Below are 21,408 nucleotides of genomic sequence, written 5' to 3' on the forward strand. Positions count from 1 at the left end.
TTGCAACCACGTGCCGGTGATCGCAAGGCGCGGGCCAGGATCGCCCCAGGCCCATTTCGCATACCGCATGCGCGTCGGGCCAGCGGAGCGGCCCCTTCCCACAGGCCCGATGCCATTCACCGGGCCGTAGGCACCGCGAACTCCGCCCCTGCGAGGTGCTTGCGGGCCAGCATTGCATGATGGACTGCTGCCGGGTGTAGAAACGCACGGCTTCTTTCCCGCAGGCATGCATGTCGCCGAACAGACTCTTCGCCCATCCGTCGAAGCCGAGCCAGACCATGGGCGCCGGGATGGGCACGTTGATGCCGACCATGCCCACCCGTACCCGCCGGGAAAACTCCCGGGCAGCATTGCCGTCGCGCGTGAAACAGGCCACGCCATTGCCGAATCCGTGCCCGTTCACCAGCGCGAGGGCCTCTCTAACGTCTGCCACGCGCACACACGCCAGCACCGGGCCGAAGCGCTCTTCCCGGTAGATGCGCATGTCCGGGGTGACATGGTCGAAAAGCGTTCCCCCCATGAAGAAACCCGCCCCATGGCCCTCGACCGCCAGCCCCCGTCCGTCGACGATCAGCCGCGCACCCTCCTCGACCCCTACGTCGATGCAGGCCTCGATGCGCTCCAGCACCTGCCTCGTCACGATCGGCCCCATCTCGGCACCGGGCTCCATGCCATTCCTGACCTGGAGGGATTTCACCCGTACCGCCAGCATCGGAACGATCCGGTCCGCGACGTCGCCCACCATGATCGCCACGGAGATGGCCATGCTGCGCTCTCCGGCAGAGCCGTAGGCCACGCCGATCAGCGCGTCCACCGCCTGCTCCAGATCGGCATCGGGCATGACGACCAGGGGGCTCCTGGCCGCACCGAGTGCTTGCACACGCTTGCCGAAGTGGGCGCCTCGTTCGTCGATGTACCGGGCCATCGGCTTCGAACCCACGAAGCTCAGGGCCGCGACGTCCGGATGCTCCAGCAGGCGATCGATCGCCACCTTGTCCCCTTGCACAACATTGAAGACACCGTCCGGCAAGCCGGCCTCCTTGAGCAGACCCGCCATGAACAATGGCGCCGAGGGATCGCGCTCGCTGGGCCTCAGGACGAACGTGTTGCCCGCCATCAGCGCCACCGAGAACATCCAGCTCGGCACCATGCACGGAAAATTGCACGGCGTGATACCCGCCACGACGCCCAGGGGCTGCCAGACCGTCCAGTTGCCGATGCCCGTGGACACCTGCTCCGTGAAGTCCCCCTTCAGGAGCTGGGGGATGCCGCAGGCGAACTCGACGATGTCGATGCCCCGGTCGACCTCGGCCTGCGCATCCGCGAACACCTTTCCATGCTCTGCGGTGATCATCGCGGCCAGCCGGTCGCGGTGGTGCTGCATCAGTTCGAGAAACTTGAACATGATGCGCGCGCGGCGGATCGGAGATGTCCCGGACCAGCCGGGAAACGCCGCCTGGGCGGACGCCACGGCCTCATCCACCACGTCCACCGAAGCGAGTGCCACGCGGCGCGCCACCGCACCCGTCGCGGGGTTGTAGACGTCCTGGTATCGGGCACCGTCGCCAAGGCGGCGATCGCCCTGGATGAAGTGAACGACGTCATCGGCAGCGGTAAATGATTCGGGCAGGGGCATCGCTTGTCTCCACAATGGGGACCGCAGTCTAGGCACGCGATGCCCCCCCACGAAGCCCTTGAATGCGGAATCAGAGTTCACGAGAATGAACAATCCTCGACGCATGGAGCGAAGAGAATCAGATGCCCGGAAAAAAGATCGACGCACTTTGGTCCCATGTGCACTGGCTCAACGTGCTCGCCGACCAGGGGTCGTTCACCGCTGCGGCGCGGCATCTGCGTGTCAGCAAGGCGACGATGAGCCACCACATCGGCGAACTGGAAGCGGCTGCCGGCGTGCCGCTGGTGCGGCGGACCACGAGAAGCGTCCAGCTCACCGAGGCGGGCCGGCAGTTGGTGGATGCCACCGGATCGGCGTTCATGGCGATCGCCCGGGGTTTTGAAAGCGTGCAAGACCTGGCGGACGCTCCGAGGGGCCTGGTCCGCGTGACGGCCCCGGTGGCCTTCGCCCGCCAGCAGCTCGTGCCCCGCCTGCCGCAGTTCCTCACGGCGCATCCGCAGATTCGCGTCGAATTGGACATGTCCGATGCACTGGCCTCCCTGGCCCGCGAAGGCTTCGATCTGGCGATTCGCCACAGCGCGTCCGCGCCGGAAACCCATGTCGCCTGGAAGATCTGCGACACCTCCACGGTGCTGGTGGCCAGCCGGGGCTACCTGCAACGGCGGGGCACGCCATCGGCGCCCCGAGATCTCCTGCAGCATGAATGCCTGTACTACCCCCGTTCGCAGGAATCCGTGGCCTGGCTTCTTGAGCCGACGCAGCGGGATGAAGAGGGCCAGCGCGTCAGCATCCCGGTGCGTGGCGCGTTCGCCGCGAACAACAGCGAGGCCCTCCGCGATGCCGCCGTCGCAGGGCTGGGAATCGCGCTGCTGCCGGATTTCAGCGCCAACAGCGCGCTCGAATCCGGGCGCCTGGTCCGCGTGCTGCCCGGGTGGCGCCCCGTGGGCCCATTCGCCAGCCAGATCCTCGCCATTCGCCCCTACACCCCGCACGTGCCACGGTCCGTGCAGGCCCTGGTGGCGTTCCTGCGGGCGTCGTTCTCGACAGGCTTCGATGCAAAGGCCCTCTGATGCCCTCCCCATCCCGGCAAAACGCCCAGGCCCGCATTCCATCCTGCAGGCATAGCTGCACGCGATCGGCCTGAAGGAGCGTCTCCATGAACCACGCTGTCATTCTCGGAAAAGTGTGAAATCTGAGAACGTGTTCACGATCTAAGTGCTTCTTCGAGAACCGGCCGAAGTCCGGCGAAATATCGTGCAACGAGCGATTACCACCGCAGCCACTGCCGACCTGCGAGTGCGCCAAGCACCGCCGACATGCCCATCCCGAGCACGTACCAGATCGCGACGAACGGGGCCTGCATCTCAGGGCAGTGCAGCGAGTACACGCAGGCCCCCACCGCGCCGGCCAGCCAGCCGGCCGCGGCGCCGGTCAGCACGGGCCGCGTCGGCGCCAGCCCGCGCAGCGCCCACAGCAGCCCGAGGCCGATCGGAAGCGCCGTCACCGTCACGTTAAACGCGCAGGTGCGCCAGGTCGTGCCCAGCACCAGCGGCATCCGCGCCGCCGGCTCCGCCATCCACAGCCCCACCGCCGCCCAGATCCACAGCAGCGACACCGGCAGCCAGACGCCGAGCCACCAGCCGTTCATCCGTGCGCCCGGATGCCCGAGCCGGAACACCACGACCAGCCCGGTCGCCGCGACCGCCAATGGCATCGCCACCTTCTGCCAGAAGGCCGCCGTGCCCATCACCTGCGCCAGGTCGGCGCGGATGCCATAAGCGCCCTGCACCCAGGCCAACGCCAGCGCGAGGCCCATACCCAGTGCGATCGCGAAACGACGCTCGCCCACCCGCACCGGCACCGGGTTGGCCTGCCGCGCGAGCAGCCCGATCAGCTCGTCAGTCTTCATGTCATGTCCTTCCATAACCGCGCCATCGCCTTGAGCCCGCGGTGCACGCCGACCTTCACCGCCGATTCGCTCATCCCCGTCAGCTGCGCCGTCTCCTGCACCGACAGCCCCTCGAGCTTCGTATGCACGATCGGCAACCGCTGGTTTGTCGGCAGTTGCTCCAGCAGCCGTCCCAGATCGCGGCGCGATTCACCCGCCTCGTGATCCGCCGTCGCGAAAACCGCCAGCTCGTCGTCCAGCGGATCATGCAGCGCCTCGCGGCGCTCGCGCCGCCGCCACAGGTCGACCAGCTTGTAGCGCGCCACCGCATGCACCCAGGCCGTCAGCGGCTCGCCGCGCCGGTAGCTCTGGCGCTGCGTGTGCACCGCCATCAGCGTCTCCTGCACGAGGTCCTCGACCTCGTCCGGCAGCTGCTGCAGCCGGCGCCGGAAGTACCCGCGAAGCAAGGCCCCCAGGCGCTGCAGGAAGCGGTGGTAGGCCGCCGCATCCCCGTCCAGCCCGGCGACGAAGAGGTCGTGCAGCTCATGCTCGGTCGCGATCATGGGATCTATTCGCGTCATGGGGATGGAAGGTTACAGGGCCTCCGAAAAAAATAATCGAGGACTTTTTCGGTGCGGCTGTAACCCGGCGCCCCGCCGCCGCGAATTAGCTCTCGGAACGCAACGGCAGTCCGCCGCGTTCATCCTCAACCTCGCATCCATGCACAAGGAGTTCCCCATGAAGTCGACCACCCTGAGCCTTGCCCTGGTCACGCTGACCGCGCTGTCCACCTCCGCCATGGCGCAAGACGCCAAGCCCGCAGCCGAAAAAGAGCGCTGCTACGGCGTCGCGATGGCCGGCAAGAACGACTGCGCCGCCGGCCCCGGCACCACCTGCGCCGGCACCTCGAAGATGGACTACCAGGCCAATGCCTGGAAGTACGTGCCGGCGGGCACCTGCACCTCGATCAAGACGCCCAAGGGCATGGGCTCGCTGGCCCCGGTGAAGTCCTGACCGGATCCGCGCCATGTCACGCACGCTGGGCGCGGGCCTGGGCTTCAAGCCGGATTTCGCCGAGGACGCGTTCGCCGCGCGCGAAGCGGGTCTGTGGTTCGAGGTCCATCCCGAGAACTACCTCGTCGCGGGCGGCCCGCGCCTGGCGCTGCTCGAGACCCTGCGCGCGACGCATCCGCTGTCGCTGCACGGGGTGTCGATGTCGCTGGCCGGCACCTCGCCGCCGGACCCCGACCACCTGCGGCGCTTCGCCGCGCTGGTCGACCGGCTGCAGCCGGCGCTGGTGTCCGAGCACCTGGCCTGGAGCCGCTTCGGCGGCGCCTACGCGCCAGACCTGCTGCCGGTGCCCCGCACCGGCGAATCGCTGCGTCTCGTCGCCGACAACCTGCAGCGCCTGCAGGACGCGCTGCGCCGGCGCGTCGCGATCGAGAACCCCTCCCACTACCTGCCCCTCGCCCATGACTGGGGCGAGGTCGATTTCCTGCATGAGCTGGTGCGCCGCACCGGCTGCGGGCTGCTGGTCGACGTGAACAACGTGTTCGTGTCGGCGAGCAACCTGGGTCTGGACGCTGCCCCGTGGATCGACGCGATCGACGGCGACGCGGTCATGGAAATCCACCTCGCCGGTCATCGCGCCGACGCGGATACCTCGACCGGCCTGCTGATCGACAGCCACGACGCACCGGTCGCGGAACCGGTCTGGGCGCTGCTCGAGCGCCTGACGGAGCGCATCGGCCCGCGGCCGACGCTGCTCGAGCGCGACGGGAACCTTCCGCCGTTCGGTGCCTTGATCTCGGAACGCGGCCGGGCGCAGGACGCGCTCGATGCCGCGGCCACCGCACCGACGGAGGTCCCCGCATGACGCTCGTCGAATTCCAGGACGCGTTCTGGCGCGACCTCTGGGCCGAACCCGGCGCCGCCGTGGCCCGGCCCGCCGCCTTCAACGTCTACCGCAACACCGTCCTCAAGGGCTGTGCCGATGCGCTGATCTCGCACTATCCGGCGGTGCACCGCCTGAGCGGCGATGCCTGGATGCAGGCGGTCGCGCTCGATCACGCGCGCACAACCCCTCCCACCGGCGGCGACCTGCAGCATTACGGCGAGCATTTCCCTGCGTTTCTCGACCAGGTGCTGGCGGGCTCCGAGCTGCCCTGGCTGGCCGAAGTGGCGCGGCTCGACCGGCTCTGGAGCGAGAGCCACGTTGCCGCCGACGCGCCGCAACTGACACTGCCCATGCTGACGCGGATCGATGCCGAGCGGCTCGCCCATTCGCGGCTGGTGCCGCATCCCGCGGCGCGCTGGCGCTGGTGCGCCGACTGGCCGGCCTTCAGCCTGTGGCAGGCCGCGCGCGAGGCGGCCGCCGACCCGAACCCGCCGCACTGGGTGGGCCAAGGCGCGCTGATGGTGCGGCCGGCGGGCGCCGTCCTCGGTCGGGAGATCGACGCCGCCGACTGCGCGCTGCTGGACGCCTGCGCGGAGGGCCAGCCGCTGGGCTCTGCGCTGGAGGCCGTCCAGACCGGCTTTCCCGACTTCGACCCCGGCGCCGCGCTGGGCCGCCTGCTGGACCACGGCGCATTCGCCGCCGCCATGGAGATGCCATCATGAACACGATCACCCCGACGCCCTCGCCGTCCGCCTCCTCCGCCGCCGCCGCCGCCGCGACGGCATCCCAGTCGGCCTCGCCGACGCTGCTTACCGCGATCCGCGACCGGCTGGAACGCTGGATCTCCCACGACCTGATCGCCCTGGCCTGCCGCTTCAGCATCGCGGGCGTGTTCTGGCTGTCGGGCCGGACCAAGGTCGAGGGCTGGTTCACGTTGACCGACACGACCTTCCTGCTGTTCCGCCAGGACTACGCGCTCCCGCTGATCCCGCCCGAATGGGCCGCCTTAATGGCCACGACGGCGGAGCACGTGCTGCCGATCCTGCTGGTGCTGGGCCTCGGCACCCGGCTGGCCGCTGCAGGTGTGCTGGGAATGACGGCGGTGATCCAGACTTTCGTCTACCCGTCGGCGTGGCCCACTCACCTGAGCTGGGCGGCTCCCATGCTCGTCCTGCTGGGACGCGGCCCGGGAAGATGGTCGTTGGACGCCGTGTTCACGCGTGTCATCAAGTCTCGAACCGCTCCATCAAGGTCACAAGGTTAACGACCTGTTGACGCAGGCTTTCTGCTGCTGCTCTGCTCGACGAGCGCTGCATTTTGCGGAATGCCTTCCTCGATGCGAACGATCGCATCGTTGACCTGACCGACGCCGCCACTTTGCGGCATGCAGGGCTGGCTGATGGCAGCCTCGACCCGCCGCATCGTGGCGCCGGCACGGGGCTTGGTCGCAAAAATCTCCCCGCCTGCGCCCGTAGACTGACGGTGTGACAGAAGAGAAGAGCCAATCGCGGAGCAAGTACCGCACGACAAACTGGAAAGCCTGCAACGCGGCGCTGAAGGCGCGAGGCTCGCTGACGATGTGGTTGGACCCGGGCATACGATGGCTGGGCAAGCCAAGCGGCAGGCGACGGCGATGATTGTGCCGCGCAGGAACGCCAGCCACAGGAAGAGGCCGAGTGAGGGATCGCAGCAGCGCAACGCAGCCATTCGTGCGTGCAAGAGGTATGTCTCGACCTGGCAGAGCTGGTTGATCGACGTGGCCAACGAACAGGTCGAGACACCCGAGGAGGTAACCGAGACGATAGGCCGCGCGCTGCAGTTCACGCCGAAGGAACGTCTGCTCCCCTGCACCAACCGCGGCCTCGCGCCGATGCCGCGCGCGATGGCGCTGGCCACCAAGCTCAAGTCGCTCGCGCGCCAGCGCCAGAGCGCTTATGGATGGTTTCATCCAGCCTGGGGCGCGCTTCGGCTTGACAGCAGCGGCGGTTCGGCTGTCACGAGTCGAAGGAGCCCTTGGATGATTTGCTGAGGATCGTCGTTGGCATCGAGCACCGCCTGCCTCACGCGCAGGTGCAGCCTGTCCTCTGGCAGGGTGGCTGCATCGTACAAATGATCCATGACGAGCAGCGCGTTGCCAAGGCTCAGCCCCGGATCCTGTGCTGGTTCCAGGCCAGCAACGATATTGATGGCATTGTCGAGTGCTTCGGTGTGCAGGAGCGACTGAACCTCGATCCGTCCGGCCGGCTGAGGGTCGATCGGCATGGCCTGCCTATTGGCGCGCGGATGCGGTCGAGGATCCACCGCGATGGCCACTGCCAGCCCTGCCGCGGCGAGTATGAAACCTTGAGCTGCCTCCCTCAAGCCTCGGTCTTGTTCGTCAGGCAGAGTGCCGGGCCCACCCACCCACAGGCCTCCGTGCACCATCATGCCAAGTCCTCCTGCAGCAACGACAGCACCTGCGTCCGCAAGCCTCGCGCGTGGATCCTGCTGCAACTCATTGATGATGAGGACCCCTGCCTGGGCCAGCGCGCCACCTGCCCGCAGGACCCCTTCAACCGTCTGCCATGCGGCCGCTGCCGCTTCCTGCGTGGCGGCTGCAGCTTGAACTGCCGTGTCTCTCAATGCGGCACCTGTCTGGACAGCCGCGTGTTGCGCTGCGGCCGCTGCTTGGCTGGCTGCGCGCTGCACCGTCGAGGCCGTGTGAAAGGCGGCCTGTCGCAGCACGGTGGCAGTCCTCTGAAAGTTCCCGGCTGTCGGCAGCGCAGCCCGCGGCACGGATACGGTGTCGCCACTGGAGGGAGGGGGCGGCCGATTCGCCAGGTCGCTCGTCACCTCCCGACCGTGCGACCGGGACGTGGAACGACGGGTCGAGGGTTGATCGACGGCCTCCTCGGCCGCATGGCGTGCCGGCAGGGCCGGCATACCAGACGATGATGTGATTGAAACCATAGCAGCCCTCACGAAACGAAAAGCACCATCGTCGTGACGCGACACACGCGTCGCCTGCGCAGCGCGAAGTCTTTTCCACGAAGCCGAACGATGCGTCCACGGTTTGTTCTTTGGCTCGCGCTTCGCCGAAAAACCTTGCTCGCACAGTCTGCATGCCTAGTCATATGCACAGTCCAATGCCTATATGAAACATAAGCGATGGACTATGTCCGGAGATTCAGGAGGCTATCTCATCGGGTTCTTGCCCTGTGCGATCTCGGCCCGCTTGACTAGCGCCATCGTCCGCGCTTCGGATAGACCGATCGCCGGATATGGCCCCAAGGTCATCTCGGGCCGCCGCGCTCCATGTCGATACCGCAACACCCACGCCGCGTTGCCAGCGGCCGACAAGGTGAAGATCAGCCCACCGCCATCACTCATCGAAAGCGGCTTACCCGCCTTGATCCACTGCTTAAGCTGCATATCGGACAGCAGCCCGCTTTTCTTTGCCATGTTCGCTTCTCCGGGTGCCGAAGGGGCCGATCCAGTCGCCTGGCTGGTCACCCAACAGGTCACCCCATCTTGTTGCGACTGGGTGGCACCCCGCGAAACCCAAAGACAGCTCACCTACCGAAAACCCCTGCCCCGACCACCGCTTGCGCGGCGTTTGAGACACGGCGGGAAGCCCTGAAACCTCAAAGCAACACGATGTCGTACTGCTCCTGCCCCAGGGTGCTCTCGGCCTGCAGCGAGATCGGCTTGCCGATGAAATCGGAGAGGCCCGCGAGGTGCCGGCTCTCCTCGTCCAGGAACAGCTCCACCACTTTCGCCGAGGCGACGACGCGGAATTCGCGCGGGTTGAACTGGCGCGCCTCGCGCAGGATCTCGCGCAGGATGTCGTAGCAGACACTGCGCGCGGTCTTGACGCTGCCCTTGCCCTGGCAGTGGGCGCATGGCTCGCAGAGCATGTGCGCCAGCGATTCGCGCGTGCGCTTGCGCGTCATCTCCACCAGGCCCAGTTGCGAGAAGCCGCCGGTCATGGTCTTCACGCGGTCGCGGGCGAGCTGCTTGCGGAACTCGGAGAGCACCGCGTGCTGGTGGTCGTCGCGGGCCATGTCGATGAAGTCCGCGATGATGATCCCGCCCAGGTTGCGCAGCCGCAGCTGCCGGGCGATGGCCTGCGCGGCCTCCAGGTTGGTCTTGAAGATCGTGTCGTCGAAGTTGCGCGCGCCCACGTAGCCGCCGGTGTTCACGTCGATGGTGGTCAGCGCCTCGGTCTGGTCCACGATGAGGTAGCCGCCGGACTTCAGGTCCACGCGGCGGCCCAGCGCGCGCGCGATCTCCTCGTCGATGGCATAGAGGTCGAAGATCGGCCGCTCGCCCTTGTAGAGCTGCAGCTTGGGCACGGCGGCCGGCATGAACTCGCGGCCGAAGGCCTGCAGCAGCGCGAACTGCTCCTTCGAGTCGAGGCGGATGCTGAGCGTCTCTTCGCCCACCAGATCGCGCAGCACGCGCTGCAGCAGATTCAGGTCCTGGTGCAGCAGCGAGGCGGGCGGCTGGCGCAGCGCCGCCTCGCGGATGCGGGCCCAGGTCTTGCGCAGGTAGGCGATGTCCTCGGCCAGTTCGGCGTCGGTGGAGTCTTCGCCGTTGGTGCGCAGGATGAAGCCGCCCCCGCCGCCGTTCGCCTTGTCCCCCACCAGCGCCTGCAGCCGCGCGCGCAGCGCGTCGCGCTCGGCCGCGGGAATCTTCTGCGAGACGCCCACGTGGTCGTCCTGCGGCAGGAAGACCAGCAGCCGCCCCGCGATGCTGATCTGGGTGGACAGGCGCGCGCCCTTGGTGCCGATGGGGTCCTTGATGACCTGCACCATGAGCGACTGGCCCTCGAAGACCTGCTTCTCGATCGGCACCGGCGGCTCGCCCTTGCGCGCGAACATGGGCGCCTCGCCGCCCTCCTGGCGGTGCCACACGTCGGCCACGTGCAGGAAGGCCGCGCGCTCCAGGCCGATGTCGATGAAGGCCGACTGCATGCCCGGCAGCACGCGCGAGACCTTGCCCAGGTACACGTTGCCCACCAGGCCGCGCTCCAGCGTGCGCTCCACGTGCAGCTCCTGCACCGCGCCGTGCTCGACCACGGCGACCCGCGTTTCCTGGGGGGACCAATTGATGAGGATGTCTTGTTGCATGGGGCGGCTTCGCGTCGCGCGCAGGGCGGAGGGTCAAGGGGCGGGATGGGTACCGATGATGCCTCAACGGCGCCCCGCGTGCCGGGCTCCGGGCCGGGGCCGCGCGCCCCGGCATGCCGCTGTCAGAACCTGTTCACGATCTCAGGGCAGCAGCCCCGCCGCCCGCAGAAGCCCTGCCGTCTCGAACAGCGGCAGGCCCATGATGCCCGTGTAGCTGCCCGCGAGCCGCGACACGTACTGCGCGGCCGGGCCCTGGATGCCGTAGGCGCCCGCCTTGCCCAGCGGCTCGCCGCTGGCGGCATAGGCCGCGATCTGGGCGGGCGACATCGGCGCGAAGGTCACCTGCGACACCGACAGGGCCGCGTGCCGGGCGCCGCCGGCCTCCTGCAGCGCCACGGCGGTGAGCACGCGGTGCGTGCGGCCCGACAGCGCCGCCAGCATGCGGCGCGCGTCCGCCTCGTCTTCGGGTTTGCCGAGGATCTCGCGACCCAGCGCCACCGTGGTGTCCGAACACAGGATCGACGCGGCCTCCAGGCCGCGCCGGGCGCGCCGCGCCACGGCGGCGTCGAGCTTGAGGCCCGTCACCCGCTGCACGTAGCGCGCGGGCGCCTCGCCGGGCTTCGGCGCCTCGATGGCTTCGGCGTCTTCCACCAGCGCATCGCCATCGGCATTGGGCAGCAGCAGGACATGGCGCACGCCGAGCTGGTCCAGCAACTGGCGCCGGCGCGGGCTCTGGGAGGCGAGATAGATGAAGGGGGCAGGAGGCGGGTTCACGGCGCAGGAGGATAGCGGATCGCGGGGGCCGCTTCGCGTGCCGGTGCATGTCTTCGAATTTCCGGCGACGGCCCGGCGGCCGGCCGGGATCATGCGGACATGAACCATCTTCCGAGCTTCCAGACCGCGCGGCTCCGGCTGCGCCCCATCGCCTTGCAGGATGCGCCCGCGCTGCTCGAGATGAGCGCGACCCGTCCGCCACGCCAGTGGATCGGCTACAACGCCCTGGCCGACATGGAGGCGGCCGAGATCTTCGTGGAGTGGATGATGATGATCGGCCGCAAGGCGATCCCGGACATCTGCTGGGCCGTGGAGCGCCTGGAGACCCCGGGCCTGATCGGGCTGTGCCAGTTCAAGCAATGGGACCCGGTGGAGCGTGTGGCCCTGCTCGGCTACGAACTGGCCCAGGCCCACCAGGGCCGGGGCTTCATGACCGAGGCCGTGCAGGCCCTGGTGTGGGGGTGCTTCCAGGGCTTCGGGCTGCGGCACCTGGACGCGCACGTCCACCCCGACAACGCGCCCTCCCTGCGCCTGCTCCACCGCCTCGGATTCATCGAGCAATGCGTCCTGCACGGCGAGGGCCAATGGGATGGGGAAACCCACGACATGCTGCTGTTCCGGCGCTTCGCCGAGGCCGCGCAGCCCGCCGCCGAAGCGCCTGCGGCCGTGGCCGCGCCTACTCGCGATGGTAGGGATGGCCAGCGTTCACCGACCAGGCACGGTAGAGCTGCTCGATCAGGAGCACCCGCACCATCGCATGCGGGAGCGTGAGGTCCGAGAGGCGGATGCGCTCGTGCGCGGCCTGCCGGAAGGCGGGGTCCAGGCCGTCGGGCCCGCCGATGACCAGGGCCACGTCGTCGCCCCCCAGCTGCCAGCCCTTGAGCCGCTCCGCGAGGGCCTTGGTGGTGAGTGAGGTGCCCCGCTCGTCGAGGGCCACCACGCGGGTACCGCGCGGGATGGCGGCCTCGATGCGCTCGCGCTCGGCGGCGTAGAGGGTTTCCAGCGTCTTGGAGCCGCGCGGCTCGGTCTTGACGGCCTTGAGCTCCACTTTCAGCTCGGGCGGAAAGCGCTTGGCATAGTCGTCGTAGGCCGTCTGCGCCCAGTCCGGCACGCGCTGGCCCACGGCCACGATGAGGAGTTTCATCGGTCAACGATCCCCGGGCCCGGCGATCGCGGCGCCGGACGGCTACCCACTTCAAGCCGCCTTCTTGCGCGCCGGGGCCTTCTTGGCGGCGGGCTTCCTGGCCACGGCGGCCCGGGTGGCGGGCTTGGCGGCGGCCTTCTTGGCCGCCGGCTTGACGACGACGGTCCTGGCCTTCGGCGCGGCCTTGGCCGGTGCCTTGGCGGCCACCTTTCCGGTGGCGGATTTCGCGGGCGCCTTCGCGGCGGCCTTGGCCGGCGTGGCCTTGGCGGCGGCCTTCTTCGCGGGGGCCTTCTTCACAGGGGCCTTCGGGGCCGGTGCGGCGGCCAGGGGGGCCTTGCGGGCCCCCGGCTTGCGGGCTGGTGCCTCGGGGGCGGCTGCGGCGGCCTTCTTGCGGGCCGCGGTCTTCCTGGCCAGTGCCGCATCGCCGGATTCGGCCGCCTTCGCCGGCTTGGGGGCGCCGAGCTTCAGGCGCACGGGCGTCTCGCCCCAGATCTCCTCCAGGCGGTAGTACTGGCGGATGGCCGGCTGCATGATGTGGGCCACGGCGGCGCCGCAGTCCACGATGATCCATTCGCCGTTGTCCTCGCCCTCGGTGCGCGGCTTGGGGAAACCGGCTTCGCGCACGGCGTCGCGCACGCTGGAGGCCAGGGCCTTGGTCTGCCGGTTGGACGTGCCCGATGCCACGATGACCCGCTCGAAGAGCGGCGAGAGCTTCTCGGTGTTGAACACCTGGATGTCTTGCGCCTTGACGTCTTCCAGGCCATCGACGATGGCGCGCTGGAGCTTGGTGACGTCTTTCTTGGCAGCGGATTCCGAACGGGTGGAAGTGGTCATCAGGGGTCGGATGGAATAGGGGTGAAGGGCAATATAGCGCGCAACCCGCCCGGGGGCCAATGGCGCGCCGGGGCGCCGTGGAACGGCCGGGTTGTGCGTTTTTGGGATGTTTCAGGCCTCATGTCGGCATGGAACGGACACGGGCAGCTATGGAAATTATAGCTTTCAGGCCTTGCGGCTCCGTGGGGCCCGCGTCACAGCCAGTCGCGCCGCACCAGGAAGCGCTGCGTCAGCAGGGCCTCGGGCGAGCCCGGCGGGTCCTGGCGCTGGTAGGACCAGCCGGCCATCGGCGGCATCGAGAGCAGGATCGATTCGGTGCGCCCGCCGGACTGCAGCCCGAAATGCGTGCCCCGGTCCCACACGAGGTTGAACTCGACGTAGCGGCCACGGCGATAGCACTGGAAGGCGCGCTCGCGCTCGCCGAAGGGCGTGCCCTGGCGGCGCTGCACGATGGGCAGGTAGGCCCCCAGGAACGAATCCCCCACCGACTGCATCATCGCGAGGCTGCGCTCGAAGCCCAGCTCGGAGAAGTCGTCGAAGAAGATGCCGCCGATGCCGCGCTGCTCGCCGCGGTGCTTGAGGTAGAAGTATTCGTCGCACCAGCGCTTGAAGCGCAGGTAGAGCCCTTCGCCGAACGGATAGAGCGCTTCGCGGCAGCTGCGGTGGAAGTGCACCGCGTCTTCCTCGTAGCCGTAGTACGGCGTCATGTCCATGCCGCCGCCGAACCAGCAAACGGGCGCGTGGCCCTCGCGGGCGGCGGCGATCATGCGCACGTTCATGTGCACCGTCGGCACGTGGGGGTTGAATGGGTGGAAGACCAGCGACACGCCCATGGCCTCGAACGGCGCACCCGCCAGATCGGGCCGGTGCTGGGTGGCCGAGGGCGGCAGCGACGCCCCGCGCACGTGCGAGAACCCGCAGCCGGCGCGCTCGAACACGCGCCCGCCTTCGAGGATGCGCGTGATGCCGTCGCCCTGCAGCGGCTCGCCCGGCTCCTTGCTCCAGGCATCGGACAGGAAGCGCGCGCCGCCCGGGCCCTCCACGCTCTCGATGGCGGCGGTGATGCGGGACTGCAGGTCCGTGAGGTAGCCGCGCACGCGGGCCACCACGTCGGCGGACTGGAAGGGCGCGGCCGGGCCGGCCGCGGAGGACGGGCCGGCCATCAGCCCTTGACCGCCCGGTGGCCGATGTCGCGGCGGTATTGCGCGCCATCGAAGTGCACGCCCCGCGCCACGTCGTAGACGCGCTGCTGGGCCTGCCGGACGCTGTCGGCCAGCGCGGTCACGCACAGCACGCGGCCGCCGCTGGTGCGCACCGTGCCGTCCTGCAGCTCGGTGCCGGCATGGAACACCACGGCATCGTCGGCGTCCGCCGGCAGGCCGGTGATGGCGTCGCCCTTGCGCGGGCTCTCGGGGTAGCCGTGGGCGGCCATGACGACGCCCAGCGCCGGGCGGCGGTCCCACTGCAGCTCGATCTGGTCGAGCTTGCCGTCCACCGCCGCGCCCAGCACATCGACGAAGTCGCTCTTGAGGCGCATCAGGATGGGCTGGGTCTCGGGGTCGCCCATGCGGCAGTTGAATTCGAGCGTCTTGGGCTGGCCCTTGGCGTCGATCATGAGGCCGGCGTACAGGAAGCCCGTGTACGGGATGCCGTCCTTCTCCATGCCGCGGATGGTGGGCAGGATGATCTCGCGCATGGCGCGGGCATGCACGTCGGCCGTGACCACGGGAGCGGGCGAGTAGGCGCCCATGCCGCCGGTGTTCGGGCCCTGGTCGCCGTCCTTGAGGCGCTTGTGGTCCTGGCTGGTGGCCAGGGCGGCGACGTTCTTGCCGTCGCACAGCACGATGAAGCTCGCCTCCTCGCCTTCGAGGAACTGCTCGATCACCACGCGCGCGCCGCCGTCGTTGTGGCTCACGCCGTATTTGTTGTCCACCAGCATGAAGTCCACGGCGTCGTGGGCCTCCTGCACGGTCATGGCCACGACCACGCCCTTGCCGGCGGCCAGGCCGTCGGCCTTGACCACGATGGGCGCGCCCAGGCGGTCGATGAAGGCATGGGCGGCGGCCGGGTCGGTGAAGGTGTCGTAGTCGGCCGTGGGGATGCCGTGGCGGCGCATGAAGGCCTTGGAGAAGGCCTTGGAGCTTTCGAGCTGCGCGGCGGCCTTCGTGGGCCCGAAGACGCGCAGGCCGTGGGCGCGGAACTCGTCCACCACGCCGGCGGCGAGCGGCGCCTCGGGGCCGACCACGGTGAGCTGGATCTTCTGCTCCTGCGCCCAGGCGCGCAGCGCGCGCACGTCGGTCACGGGCACGTTTTCGAGCTTGGGATTGAGGGCCGTGCCGCCGTTGCCGGGCGCCACATAGACCTTGGTGACCTTGGGAGACTGCGAGAGCTTCCAGGCCATTGCGTGTTCACGGCCGCCGCCTCCGATGACAAGAACTTTCATGGGTTTCCGGGTGCTGGCTCGTGCTTCAGAGGGCGGCGTTGTGATAGACCTCCTGCACGTCGTCGAGGTCTTCGATCACGTCCAGGAGCTTCTGCATGCGTTCGGCGTCTTCGCCGGCGAGGTCGATGGTCACGTCGGGGCGCATGGTGACGTCGGCGGCATCGGGCACGAGGCCCGCGGCTTCGAGGGCGTTCTTCACGGCCTCGAAGTCGCCGTAGGCGGTCAGCACCTCGATGGCGCCGTCCTCGCCCGTGACGACGTCCTCGGCGCCGGCCTCCAGCGCCACTTCCATCACCTTGTCCTCGTTCGTGCCGGGCGCGAAGATGAACTGGCCGCAGTGCTTGAACTGGAAGGCCACCGAGCCCTCGGTGCCCATGTTGCCGCCGTACTTGCTGAAGGCGTGGCGCACCTCGGCCACGGTGCGCACGCGGTTGTCGGTCATGGTGTCCACGATGATGGCCGCGCCGCCGATGCCGTAGCCCTCGTAGCGGATTTCCTCGTAGTTCACGCCCTCGGCATTGCCGGTGGCCTTGTCGATGTTGTACTTGATGCGGTCGGCGGGCATGTTGGCCGCCTTGGCCTTGTCGATCGCCAGCCGCAGGCGCGGGTTGGCGGAGATGTCGCCGCCGCCGGCGCGGGCGGCCACGGTGATCTCGCGAATGATCCGGGTCCAGATCTTGCCGCGCTTCTCATCCTGGCGCCCCTTGCGGTGCTGGATGTTGGCCCATTTGCTGTGTCCTGCCACAGGGAGTCCTTGCTGTTGTGTCTATGTGGATTAATCTACTGGCCGCGATTTTACTTTTGACGCCCCACCCGCCATGGCCAACCCCATCCTGATTGCCCAGCACGACACCCGCCAATGCCATCTGCTGCCCGAACTCGCCAACCGGCACGGCCTCGTCACCGGGGCCACGGGCACGGGCAAGACGGTGACGCTGCAGACGCTGGCGGAGGGTTTTTCCCGCATCGGCGTGCCGGTCTTCATGGCCGACGTGAAGGGCGACCTGACGGGCATCAGCCAGCCCGGGCGCATCGGCGACAAGCTTGCCGCCACGCTCGCCGAGCGCGGCCTGCCTCTGCCCGAGCCGCTCGCCTGCCCCACCACGCTCTGGGACGTGTTCGGCGAACAGGGCCACCCGGTGCGCGCCACCATCTCCGACATGGGCCCGCTGCTGCTCGGGCGCATGCTGGGCCTGAACGAGACGCAACTGGGGGTGCTCAACATCGTCTTCAAGATCGCCGACGACCACGGCCTGCTGCTGCTCGACCTCAAGGACCTGCGTGCCATGCTGGCCCACGTGGGCGAGAACGCCAAGGAGTTCACCACCGAATACGGCAACATCAGCGCCGCCAGCGTGGGCGCCATCCAGCGCGGGCTGCTGCAGATCGAGGCCCAGGGCGGCGACCGCTTCTTCGGCGAGCCCATGCTCAACATCCAGGACTTCATGCAGACGGTGGACGGACGGGGCGTGGTGAACGTCCTCGCGGCCGACAAGCTCATGAATTCGCCGCGCCTCTACGCCACCTTCCTGCTCTGGATGCTCTCGGAGCTGTTCGAGCAGCTGCCCGAGATCGGCGACCCCGAGCAGCCCAAGCTGGTGTTCTTCTTCGACGAGGCCCACCTGCTCTTCAACGAGGCGCCCAAGGTGCTGGTGGAGCGCATCGAACTGGTGGTGCGCCTCGTGCGCTCCAAGGGCGTGGGCGTGTACTTCGTCACCCAGAACCCGCTGGACATCCCCGACAGCGTGCTGGCGCAGCTCGGCAACCGCGTGCAGCACGCGCTGCGCGCCTTCACGCCGCGCGACCAGAAGGCCGTGAAGGCCACCGCCACCACCATGCGGCCGCAGCCCGGCCTGGACATCGAGGCCGCCATCACCGAGCTGGCCGTGGGCGAGGCGCTGGTGAGCCTGCTCGACGCCAAGGGGCGGCCGGGCATCACCGAGCGCGTGTTCGTGGTGCCGCCGGGCAGCCAGATCGGCCCGATCACCGCGCCGCAGCGGCAGGCGCTGATGGCGCAGTCGCTGGTGGCGGGCGTCTATGAAACGGCCGTGGACCGCGAATCCGCCTACGAGAAGCTGCGCGGCCGCGCCGGGGATGCCGGCAGGCAGGCGCCCGCCCCCGGCACGGCGGCCCCAGCGCCGGGCGCCCCCGGCGCCCCTGCCCCCGGAGAGGCCGGCGAGGCCGGTGGCGGCCTGCTCGGCGGGCTGAACGACGTGCTCTTCGGCTCCACGGGCCCGCGCGGCGGCCGGCACGACGGCCTGGTGCAGACCATGGCCAAGTCGGCCGTGCGCACCATGGGCACCTCGCTGGGCAAGGAGATCCTGCGCGGGGTGCTGGGCAGCGTGTTCGGCGGGCGCAAGCGCTGACCCGCCGCCGCGCCGCCCGGCATTTGCTACATATTCAATAGCAAACAACCCAATAAATACGGCGACATGGAGCCCCCCAGGCCCTGAAAACAGCGGCAAGGCACGCCCCGGCGGGCGGCGGGGCTCTGCCACGGGCCTTCCGGGCGGCGGGGCGCGCGGGAGCGGCGGCGCGCCGATCGCGCGCGCCGCCCGGGCGGGCCGCGAGCTATCATCGTTCGCGACGCCGAGGCCGGCACATTCCGGCCACCGCCGGAGCGCTCCATCCCGCACAGGAAGCCGCCATGACCCAGCCGACCCCGCTCGCAGCGCCCACCCACGACGACGTCGCCGCCGCTGCCCGGCGCCTGAACGGCATCGCGCACCGGACACCCGTGCTGCGCTCCAGCACCGGCGACGAGCGGCTCGGCGCCCAGCTCTTCTTCAAGTGCGAGAACCTGCAGCGCACGGGCGCCTTCAAGTTCCGCGGCGCCTACAACACGCTCGCGCAGTTCAGCGACGCCCAGCGCGAGCGCGGCGTGCTCGCCTTCTCGTCCGGCAACCATGCGCAGGCCGTCGCGCTCTCCGCCCGCCTGCTGGACATGCCCGCCACCATCCTCATGCCCGAGGACGCGCCCGCCGGCAAGATGGCCGCCACGCGCGAATACGGCGCGCAGGTGGTCACCTACGACCGCTTCACCGAGGACCGCGAGGCGATCAGCCGGCGCCTGGCCGAAGAGCGCGGCATGGTGCTGGTGCCGCCCTTCGACCACCCGCACGTCATCGCCGGCCAGGGCACCGCGGCACTGGAGCTGCTGCAGGACGTGCCCGGGCTGGACTACCTCTTCGTCTGCCTGGGCGGCGGCGGCCTGCTCTCGGGCTGCCTGCTGGCGGCCGAGCAGCTCGCGCCGCAGTGCCGCGTGGTGGGCGTGGAGCCCGAGGCCGGCAACGACGTGCAGCAGTCGCTGCGCGCCGGGCACATCGTGCACATCGCCACCCCGCACACCATCGCCGACGGCGCGCAGGCCACCGCGCCCAGCCCCCTCACCTTCTCCATCATCCAGCGGCTCGTGCACGAGGTCGTCACCGTGGCCGACGCCCAGTTGGCCGAGGCGCTGCGCTTCTTCGCCGAGCGCATGAAGCTGGTCGTCGAGCCCACGGGCGCCCTGGCCCTCGCGGGCGCGCGGCACGGCGGCCTGGACCTGCGCGGCGCGCGCGTGGGCATCGTCATCAGCGGCGGCAACGTGGACCTGCCGCGCTATGCGCGCTTTCTGGCAGACTGACCGGTTTTTCCGGCCGCCGCGCCCACGCCCCCGGAAGGCGCCGCGCCGTTCTTCTTTCCCCCTCCCCCACAGGCCATGAGCACCGAGACCTCCCCCGGCAACGTCCACGTCATCACCCACCCGCTGGTGCAGCACAAGCTGACCCTGATGCGCCGCAAGGACGCCAGCACCAACAGCTTCCGCCGCCTGCTGGGCGAGCTGAGCACGCTGATGGCCTACGAGCTCACGCGCGACATGCCGCTGTCGGACATCGAGATCGAGACCCCGCTGGAGACCACGACCGGCAAGGTCATCGACGGCAAGAAGCTGGTGCTGGTCTCCATCCTGCGCGCGGGCAACGGCTTCCTGGACGGCATGCTCACCGTGGTGCCCGGCGCGCGCGTGGGCCACATCGGGCTCTACCGCGACCCGGCCACGCTGCAGCCCGTGGAGTACTACTTCAAGATGCCTTCCGAGATGGAAGAGCGCGACATCGTCGTGGTGGACCCGATGCTGGCCACCGGCAACTCCGCCGCCGCCGCGGTGGCCAAGCTCAAGGCACTGAAACCGCGCTCGGTGAAATTCATGTGCCTGCTGGCCGCGCCCGAGGGCATCGCCACGCTGCAGAAGGCCCATCCGGACGTGCCCATCTACACCGCCGCCATCGACCGCGAACTGAACGAACACGGCTACATCCTGCCGGGCCTGGGGGACGCGGGCGACCGCATCTTCGGCACCAAGTAAGGGGCGTTCAGGGGGCGTTCATCCCCCCTTGCCATCCAGGGGAACGCAAGGGAGCCAGGCCCCCCCGCCCGGGACAACGCCCGCTACCTCGCGGCGCGCGCCACCCCACCGGCACGGCGATGGCCTCCGCGCGCAGCGCGGAGCACCACCGCCGCGAGGCCTCACGACCAGTTCGCCACCGCGATCGTGTTCGCCAGGCTGCCCTGGCGCTCCGCCACCAGCCCGCTCTGGCCCGCGGCGGGCGGCGCGAACGCCGCCATCGCCGACACCAGCGCATTCGCCTGGCCGTCCAGCGATGCCAGGCCCTGCAGGCCCTCCAGGCTCTGGCTGCGCGCATGGGAGACGAACCAGTCGATGACGGCGGCCGCATCGTCCGCGCCCAGGCTGCTGGCGGCCTGCGCCTGCACCCCGTGGATCAGGATCGGCGCGGCATCGGCGAGCGGGTCCGCGCCCTCGGCGGCCAGGAACTTCGCGGCGGAGGCCTGCAGGCCCCACGCATCCCCCGGCTCCTCCAGCACCGGCTCCACCGGCACCAGCGCGCGGACATTGGCGATGTGGGCGGGCGCGCTCTCATAGGGCGACGCCGTCACCTGCATCCCGCCGTCCACGCTGGCGATCGCACTCGCCACCGCCGTTCCAGCGACCACGCTGCCGGCCGCGCCACCCGCGCCGCCGGCGGCGCCCGCAAGGAGCCGGTCCCGGATCGCCGGCAGATCCCACACCGTGCCATCGGCGAATGCGATGCGCTGCACCGCGTTGTAGGCGTTGCCCGGGTCGTCGTTGCGCAAGAAGCTGCGGATGATCACCTTGTCCTGCGTGCCCGCGATGGACACCTCCAGCCCCAGGGTGCCGCTGGACCAGCCGTCCGCCACCCGGTTGAGCACGATGTCCTCGGGCTTCACGCCCTCCTTGAACTGCAGCGTGTTCTGCCGGTGGGCCGATTCGTCCATCGCATAGGGGTCGTGGCCCAGCTGCACGTAGTCCTGCCCGTCGCCCCGGCCGAAGCGATACACGTTGTGCAGGCCGTAGCCGCCGCTCAGCGTGTCGTTGCCCGCCCCGCCGTCGAGCACGTCGTCCCCGCCCTGGGCGGAGAGGAAGTCGTTGCCGTCGCCGCCCAGCAGCACATCGTCGCCATCACCCCCATAGAGGCTGTCGTCGCCCCCCAGGCCGCTGATCGTGTCGGCGCTCTTCGTGCCCGTGATCGTGTCGTTGCCTTCCGTGCCCGTGTACAGCCGGCCCAGGATCGCCGACATGTCCCACACCGTGCCGTCGGCGAACGCCATGCGCTGCACCACGTTGCGGCCGTTGCCCGGGTCGTCGTTCAGGAAGAAGC

21 protein-coding genes and 3 pseudogenes are annotated in these 21,408 nt (G+C 69.4%); 11 read left to right on the top strand and 13 right to left on the bottom strand.

Annotation, left to right across the window (positions count from 1 at the left end):
- Nucleotides 1-116: 116 nt before the first annotated feature.
- Nucleotides 117-1,636: pseudogene (locus tag AX018_RS18990) on the bottom strand (CoA-acylating methylmalonate-semialdehyde dehydrogenase).
- A gap of 122 nt (nt 1,637-1,758) precedes the next feature.
- On the opposite strand from AX018_RS18990, the gene AX018_RS18995 reads away from it, so the two are divergent.
- On the top strand, nt 1,759-2,706 hold the full coding sequence (locus AX018_RS18995) for a LysR family transcriptional regulator (protein WP_111880531.1): 948 nt from the start codon (nt 1,759-1,761) through the stop codon (nt 2,704-2,706).
- A gap of 197 nt (nt 2,707-2,903) precedes the next feature.
- On the opposite strand, the gene AX018_RS19000 is transcribed toward AX018_RS18995, so the two are convergent.
- The gene (locus AX018_RS19000; protein ID WP_111880533.1) at nt 2,904-3,545 is read right to left on the bottom strand and encodes an NrsF family protein; all 642 of its coding nucleotides are present in this window, start codon (nt 3,543-3,545) and stop codon (nt 2,904-2,906) included.
- Nucleotides 3,542-4,105, bottom strand: a complete 564-nt coding sequence (locus AX018_RS19005) for a sigma-70 family RNA polymerase sigma factor (RefSeq protein WP_111880535.1) — start codon at nt 4,103-4,105, stop codon at nt 3,542-3,544. The genes AX018_RS19000 and AX018_RS19005 overlap by 4 nt, the downstream gene beginning before the upstream one ends.
- A 157-nt stretch (nt 4,106-4,262) precedes the next feature.
- Here AX018_RS19005 and AX018_RS19010 point away from each other — a divergent pair, with 157 nt between their 5' ends.
- The 6 genes and pseudogenes from AX018_RS19010 to AX018_RS25755 form a co-directional block, all read left to right on the top strand.
- Nucleotides 4,263-4,538, top strand: a complete 276-nt coding sequence (locus AX018_RS19010) for a BufA1 family periplasmic bufferin-type metallophore (RefSeq protein WP_111880574.1) — start codon at nt 4,263-4,265, stop codon at nt 4,536-4,538.
- A gap of 13 nt (nt 4,539-4,551) precedes the next feature.
- On the top strand, nt 4,552-5,400 hold the full coding sequence (gene bufB, locus AX018_RS19015; RefSeq protein ID WP_111880538.1) for an MNIO family bufferin maturase: 849 nt from the start codon (nt 4,552-4,554) through the stop codon (nt 5,398-5,400).
- Nucleotides 5,397-6,143 (top strand): HvfC/BufC N-terminal domain-containing protein, encoded by a 747-nt coding sequence (locus AX018_RS19020; RefSeq protein ID WP_111880540.1) that lies wholly within the window; start codon nt 5,397-5,399, stop codon nt 6,141-6,143. Before bufB ends, AX018_RS19020 begins: the two co-directional genes overlap by 4 nt.
- On the top strand, nt 6,140-6,685 hold the full coding sequence (locus AX018_RS19025; RefSeq protein ID WP_111880542.1) for a DoxX family protein: 546 nt from the start codon (nt 6,140-6,142) through the stop codon (nt 6,683-6,685). Before AX018_RS19020 ends, AX018_RS19025 begins: the two co-directional genes overlap by 4 nt.
- A gap of 220 nt (nt 6,686-6,905) precedes the next feature.
- Nucleotides 6,906-7,055 (top strand): annotated as a pseudogene (locus tag AX018_RS25750) (IS5/IS1182 family transposase); the annotation flags it as partial.
- A 113-nt stretch (nt 7,056-7,168) separates the two neighbouring features.
- Nucleotides 7,169-7,336, top strand: a pseudogene (locus AX018_RS25755) (methionine synthase); the annotation flags it as partial.
- A gap of 29 nt (nt 7,337-7,365) precedes the next feature.
- On the opposite strand, the gene AX018_RS25760 reads toward AX018_RS25755, so the two are convergent.
- The 4 genes from AX018_RS25760 to AX018_RS19055 form a co-directional block, all read right to left on the bottom strand.
- The gene (locus AX018_RS25760) at nt 7,366-8,145 is read right to left on the bottom strand and encodes a hypothetical protein (protein WP_245951697.1); all 780 of its coding nucleotides are present in this window, start codon (nt 8,143-8,145) and stop codon (nt 7,366-7,368) included.
- A 450-nt stretch (nt 8,146-8,595) separates the two neighbouring features.
- Complete coding sequence (locus AX018_RS19045; RefSeq protein ID WP_245951699.1) at nt 8,596-8,862, bottom strand: Arm DNA-binding domain-containing protein; 267 nt, start codon at nt 8,860-8,862, stop codon at nt 8,596-8,598.
- Between the two features lie 182 nt (nt 8,863-9,044).
- The gene (gene rng, locus AX018_RS19050) at nt 9,045-10,532 is read right to left on the bottom strand and encodes a ribonuclease G (protein WP_111880546.1); all 1,488 of its coding nucleotides are present in this window, start codon (nt 10,530-10,532) and stop codon (nt 9,045-9,047) included.
- A gap of 141 nt (nt 10,533-10,673) precedes the next feature.
- Nucleotides 10,674-11,306 (bottom strand): Maf family protein, encoded by a 633-nt coding sequence (locus AX018_RS19055; protein ID WP_245951701.1) that lies wholly within the window; start codon nt 11,304-11,306, stop codon nt 10,674-10,676.
- A gap of 99 nt (nt 11,307-11,405) precedes the next feature.
- Between AX018_RS19055 and AX018_RS19060 the strand changes: the two genes are divergently transcribed.
- The gene (locus AX018_RS19060) at nt 11,406-12,077 is read left to right on the top strand and encodes a GNAT family N-acetyltransferase (protein WP_111880551.1); all 672 of its coding nucleotides are present in this window, start codon (nt 11,406-11,408) and stop codon (nt 12,075-12,077) included.
- On the opposite strand, the gene rlmH is transcribed toward AX018_RS19060, so the two are convergent.
- From rlmH to AX018_RS19085, 5 genes are all read right to left on the bottom strand, one after another.
- Nucleotides 11,983-12,450 carry a 23S rRNA (pseudouridine(1915)-N(3))-methyltransferase RlmH gene (rlmH, locus tag AX018_RS19065; protein ID WP_054255308.1) on the bottom strand — a complete coding sequence of 156 codons (468 nt, stop codon included), beginning with the start codon at nt 12,448-12,450 and terminating at the stop codon, nt 11,983-11,985. The genes AX018_RS19060 and rlmH overlap by 95 nt on opposite strands.
- A 51-nt stretch (nt 12,451-12,501) precedes the next feature.
- Entirely contained in the window at nt 12,502-13,284 is a 783-nt protein-coding gene (gene rsfS / locus AX018_RS19070; RefSeq protein ID WP_111880553.1) for a ribosome silencing factor, read from the bottom strand.
- 194 nt (nt 13,285-13,478) lie between these two features.
- On the bottom strand, nt 13,479-14,447 hold the full coding sequence (hemF, locus tag AX018_RS19075) for an oxygen-dependent coproporphyrinogen oxidase (protein WP_111880556.1): 969 nt from the start codon (nt 14,445-14,447) through the stop codon (nt 13,479-13,481).
- The gene (gene purD, locus AX018_RS19080) at nt 14,447-15,727 is read right to left on the bottom strand and encodes a phosphoribosylamine--glycine ligase (RefSeq protein WP_111880558.1); all 1,281 of its coding nucleotides are present in this window, start codon (nt 15,725-15,727) and stop codon (nt 14,447-14,449) included. Before purD ends, hemF begins: the two co-directional genes overlap by 1 nt.
- Nucleotides 15,728-15,752: 25 nt before the next feature.
- The gene (locus AX018_RS19085) at nt 15,753-16,472 is read right to left on the bottom strand and encodes a YebC/PmpR family DNA-binding transcriptional regulator (protein WP_111880561.1); all 720 of its coding nucleotides are present in this window, start codon (nt 16,470-16,472) and stop codon (nt 15,753-15,755) included.
- A 73-nt stretch (nt 16,473-16,545) separates the two neighbouring features.
- On the opposite strand from AX018_RS19085, the gene AX018_RS19090 reads away from it, so the two are divergent.
- The 3 genes from AX018_RS19090 to upp all read left to right on the top strand — a co-directional run bounded on the left by AX018_RS19090 (nt 16,546) and on the right by upp (nt 20,075).
- Nucleotides 16,546-18,093, top strand: coding sequence for a helicase HerA-like domain-containing protein (locus AX018_RS19090; RefSeq protein ID WP_111880563.1), 1,548 nt, complete (start codon nt 16,546-16,548; stop codon nt 18,091-18,093).
- 281 nt (nt 18,094-18,374) lie between these two features.
- Nucleotides 18,375-19,352: a threo-3-hydroxy-L-aspartate ammonia-lyase gene (locus tag AX018_RS19095; RefSeq protein WP_111880566.1), complete on the top strand. Its 978-nt coding sequence runs from the start codon at nt 18,375-18,377 to the stop codon at nt 19,350-19,352.
- 75 nt (nt 19,353-19,427) lie between these two features.
- The gene (gene upp / locus AX018_RS19100; protein ID WP_111880568.1) at nt 19,428-20,075 is read left to right on the top strand and encodes a uracil phosphoribosyltransferase; all 648 of its coding nucleotides are present in this window, start codon (nt 19,428-19,430) and stop codon (nt 20,073-20,075) included.
- Nucleotides 20,076-20,236: 161 nt separating this feature from the next.
- Here upp and AX018_RS19105 read toward each other — a convergent pair.
- Nucleotides 20,237-21,408: calcium-binding protein (locus AX018_RS19105; protein ID WP_281269567.1), on the bottom strand; the 1,172-nt coding region annotated here is incomplete at its 5' end.

Source organism: Paracidovorax anthurii (genome assembly GCF_003269065.1).
In the GTDB taxonomy this organism is placed as follows: Bacteria; Pseudomonadota; Gammaproteobacteria; order Burkholderiales; family Burkholderiaceae_C; genus Paracidovorax; species Paracidovorax anthurii.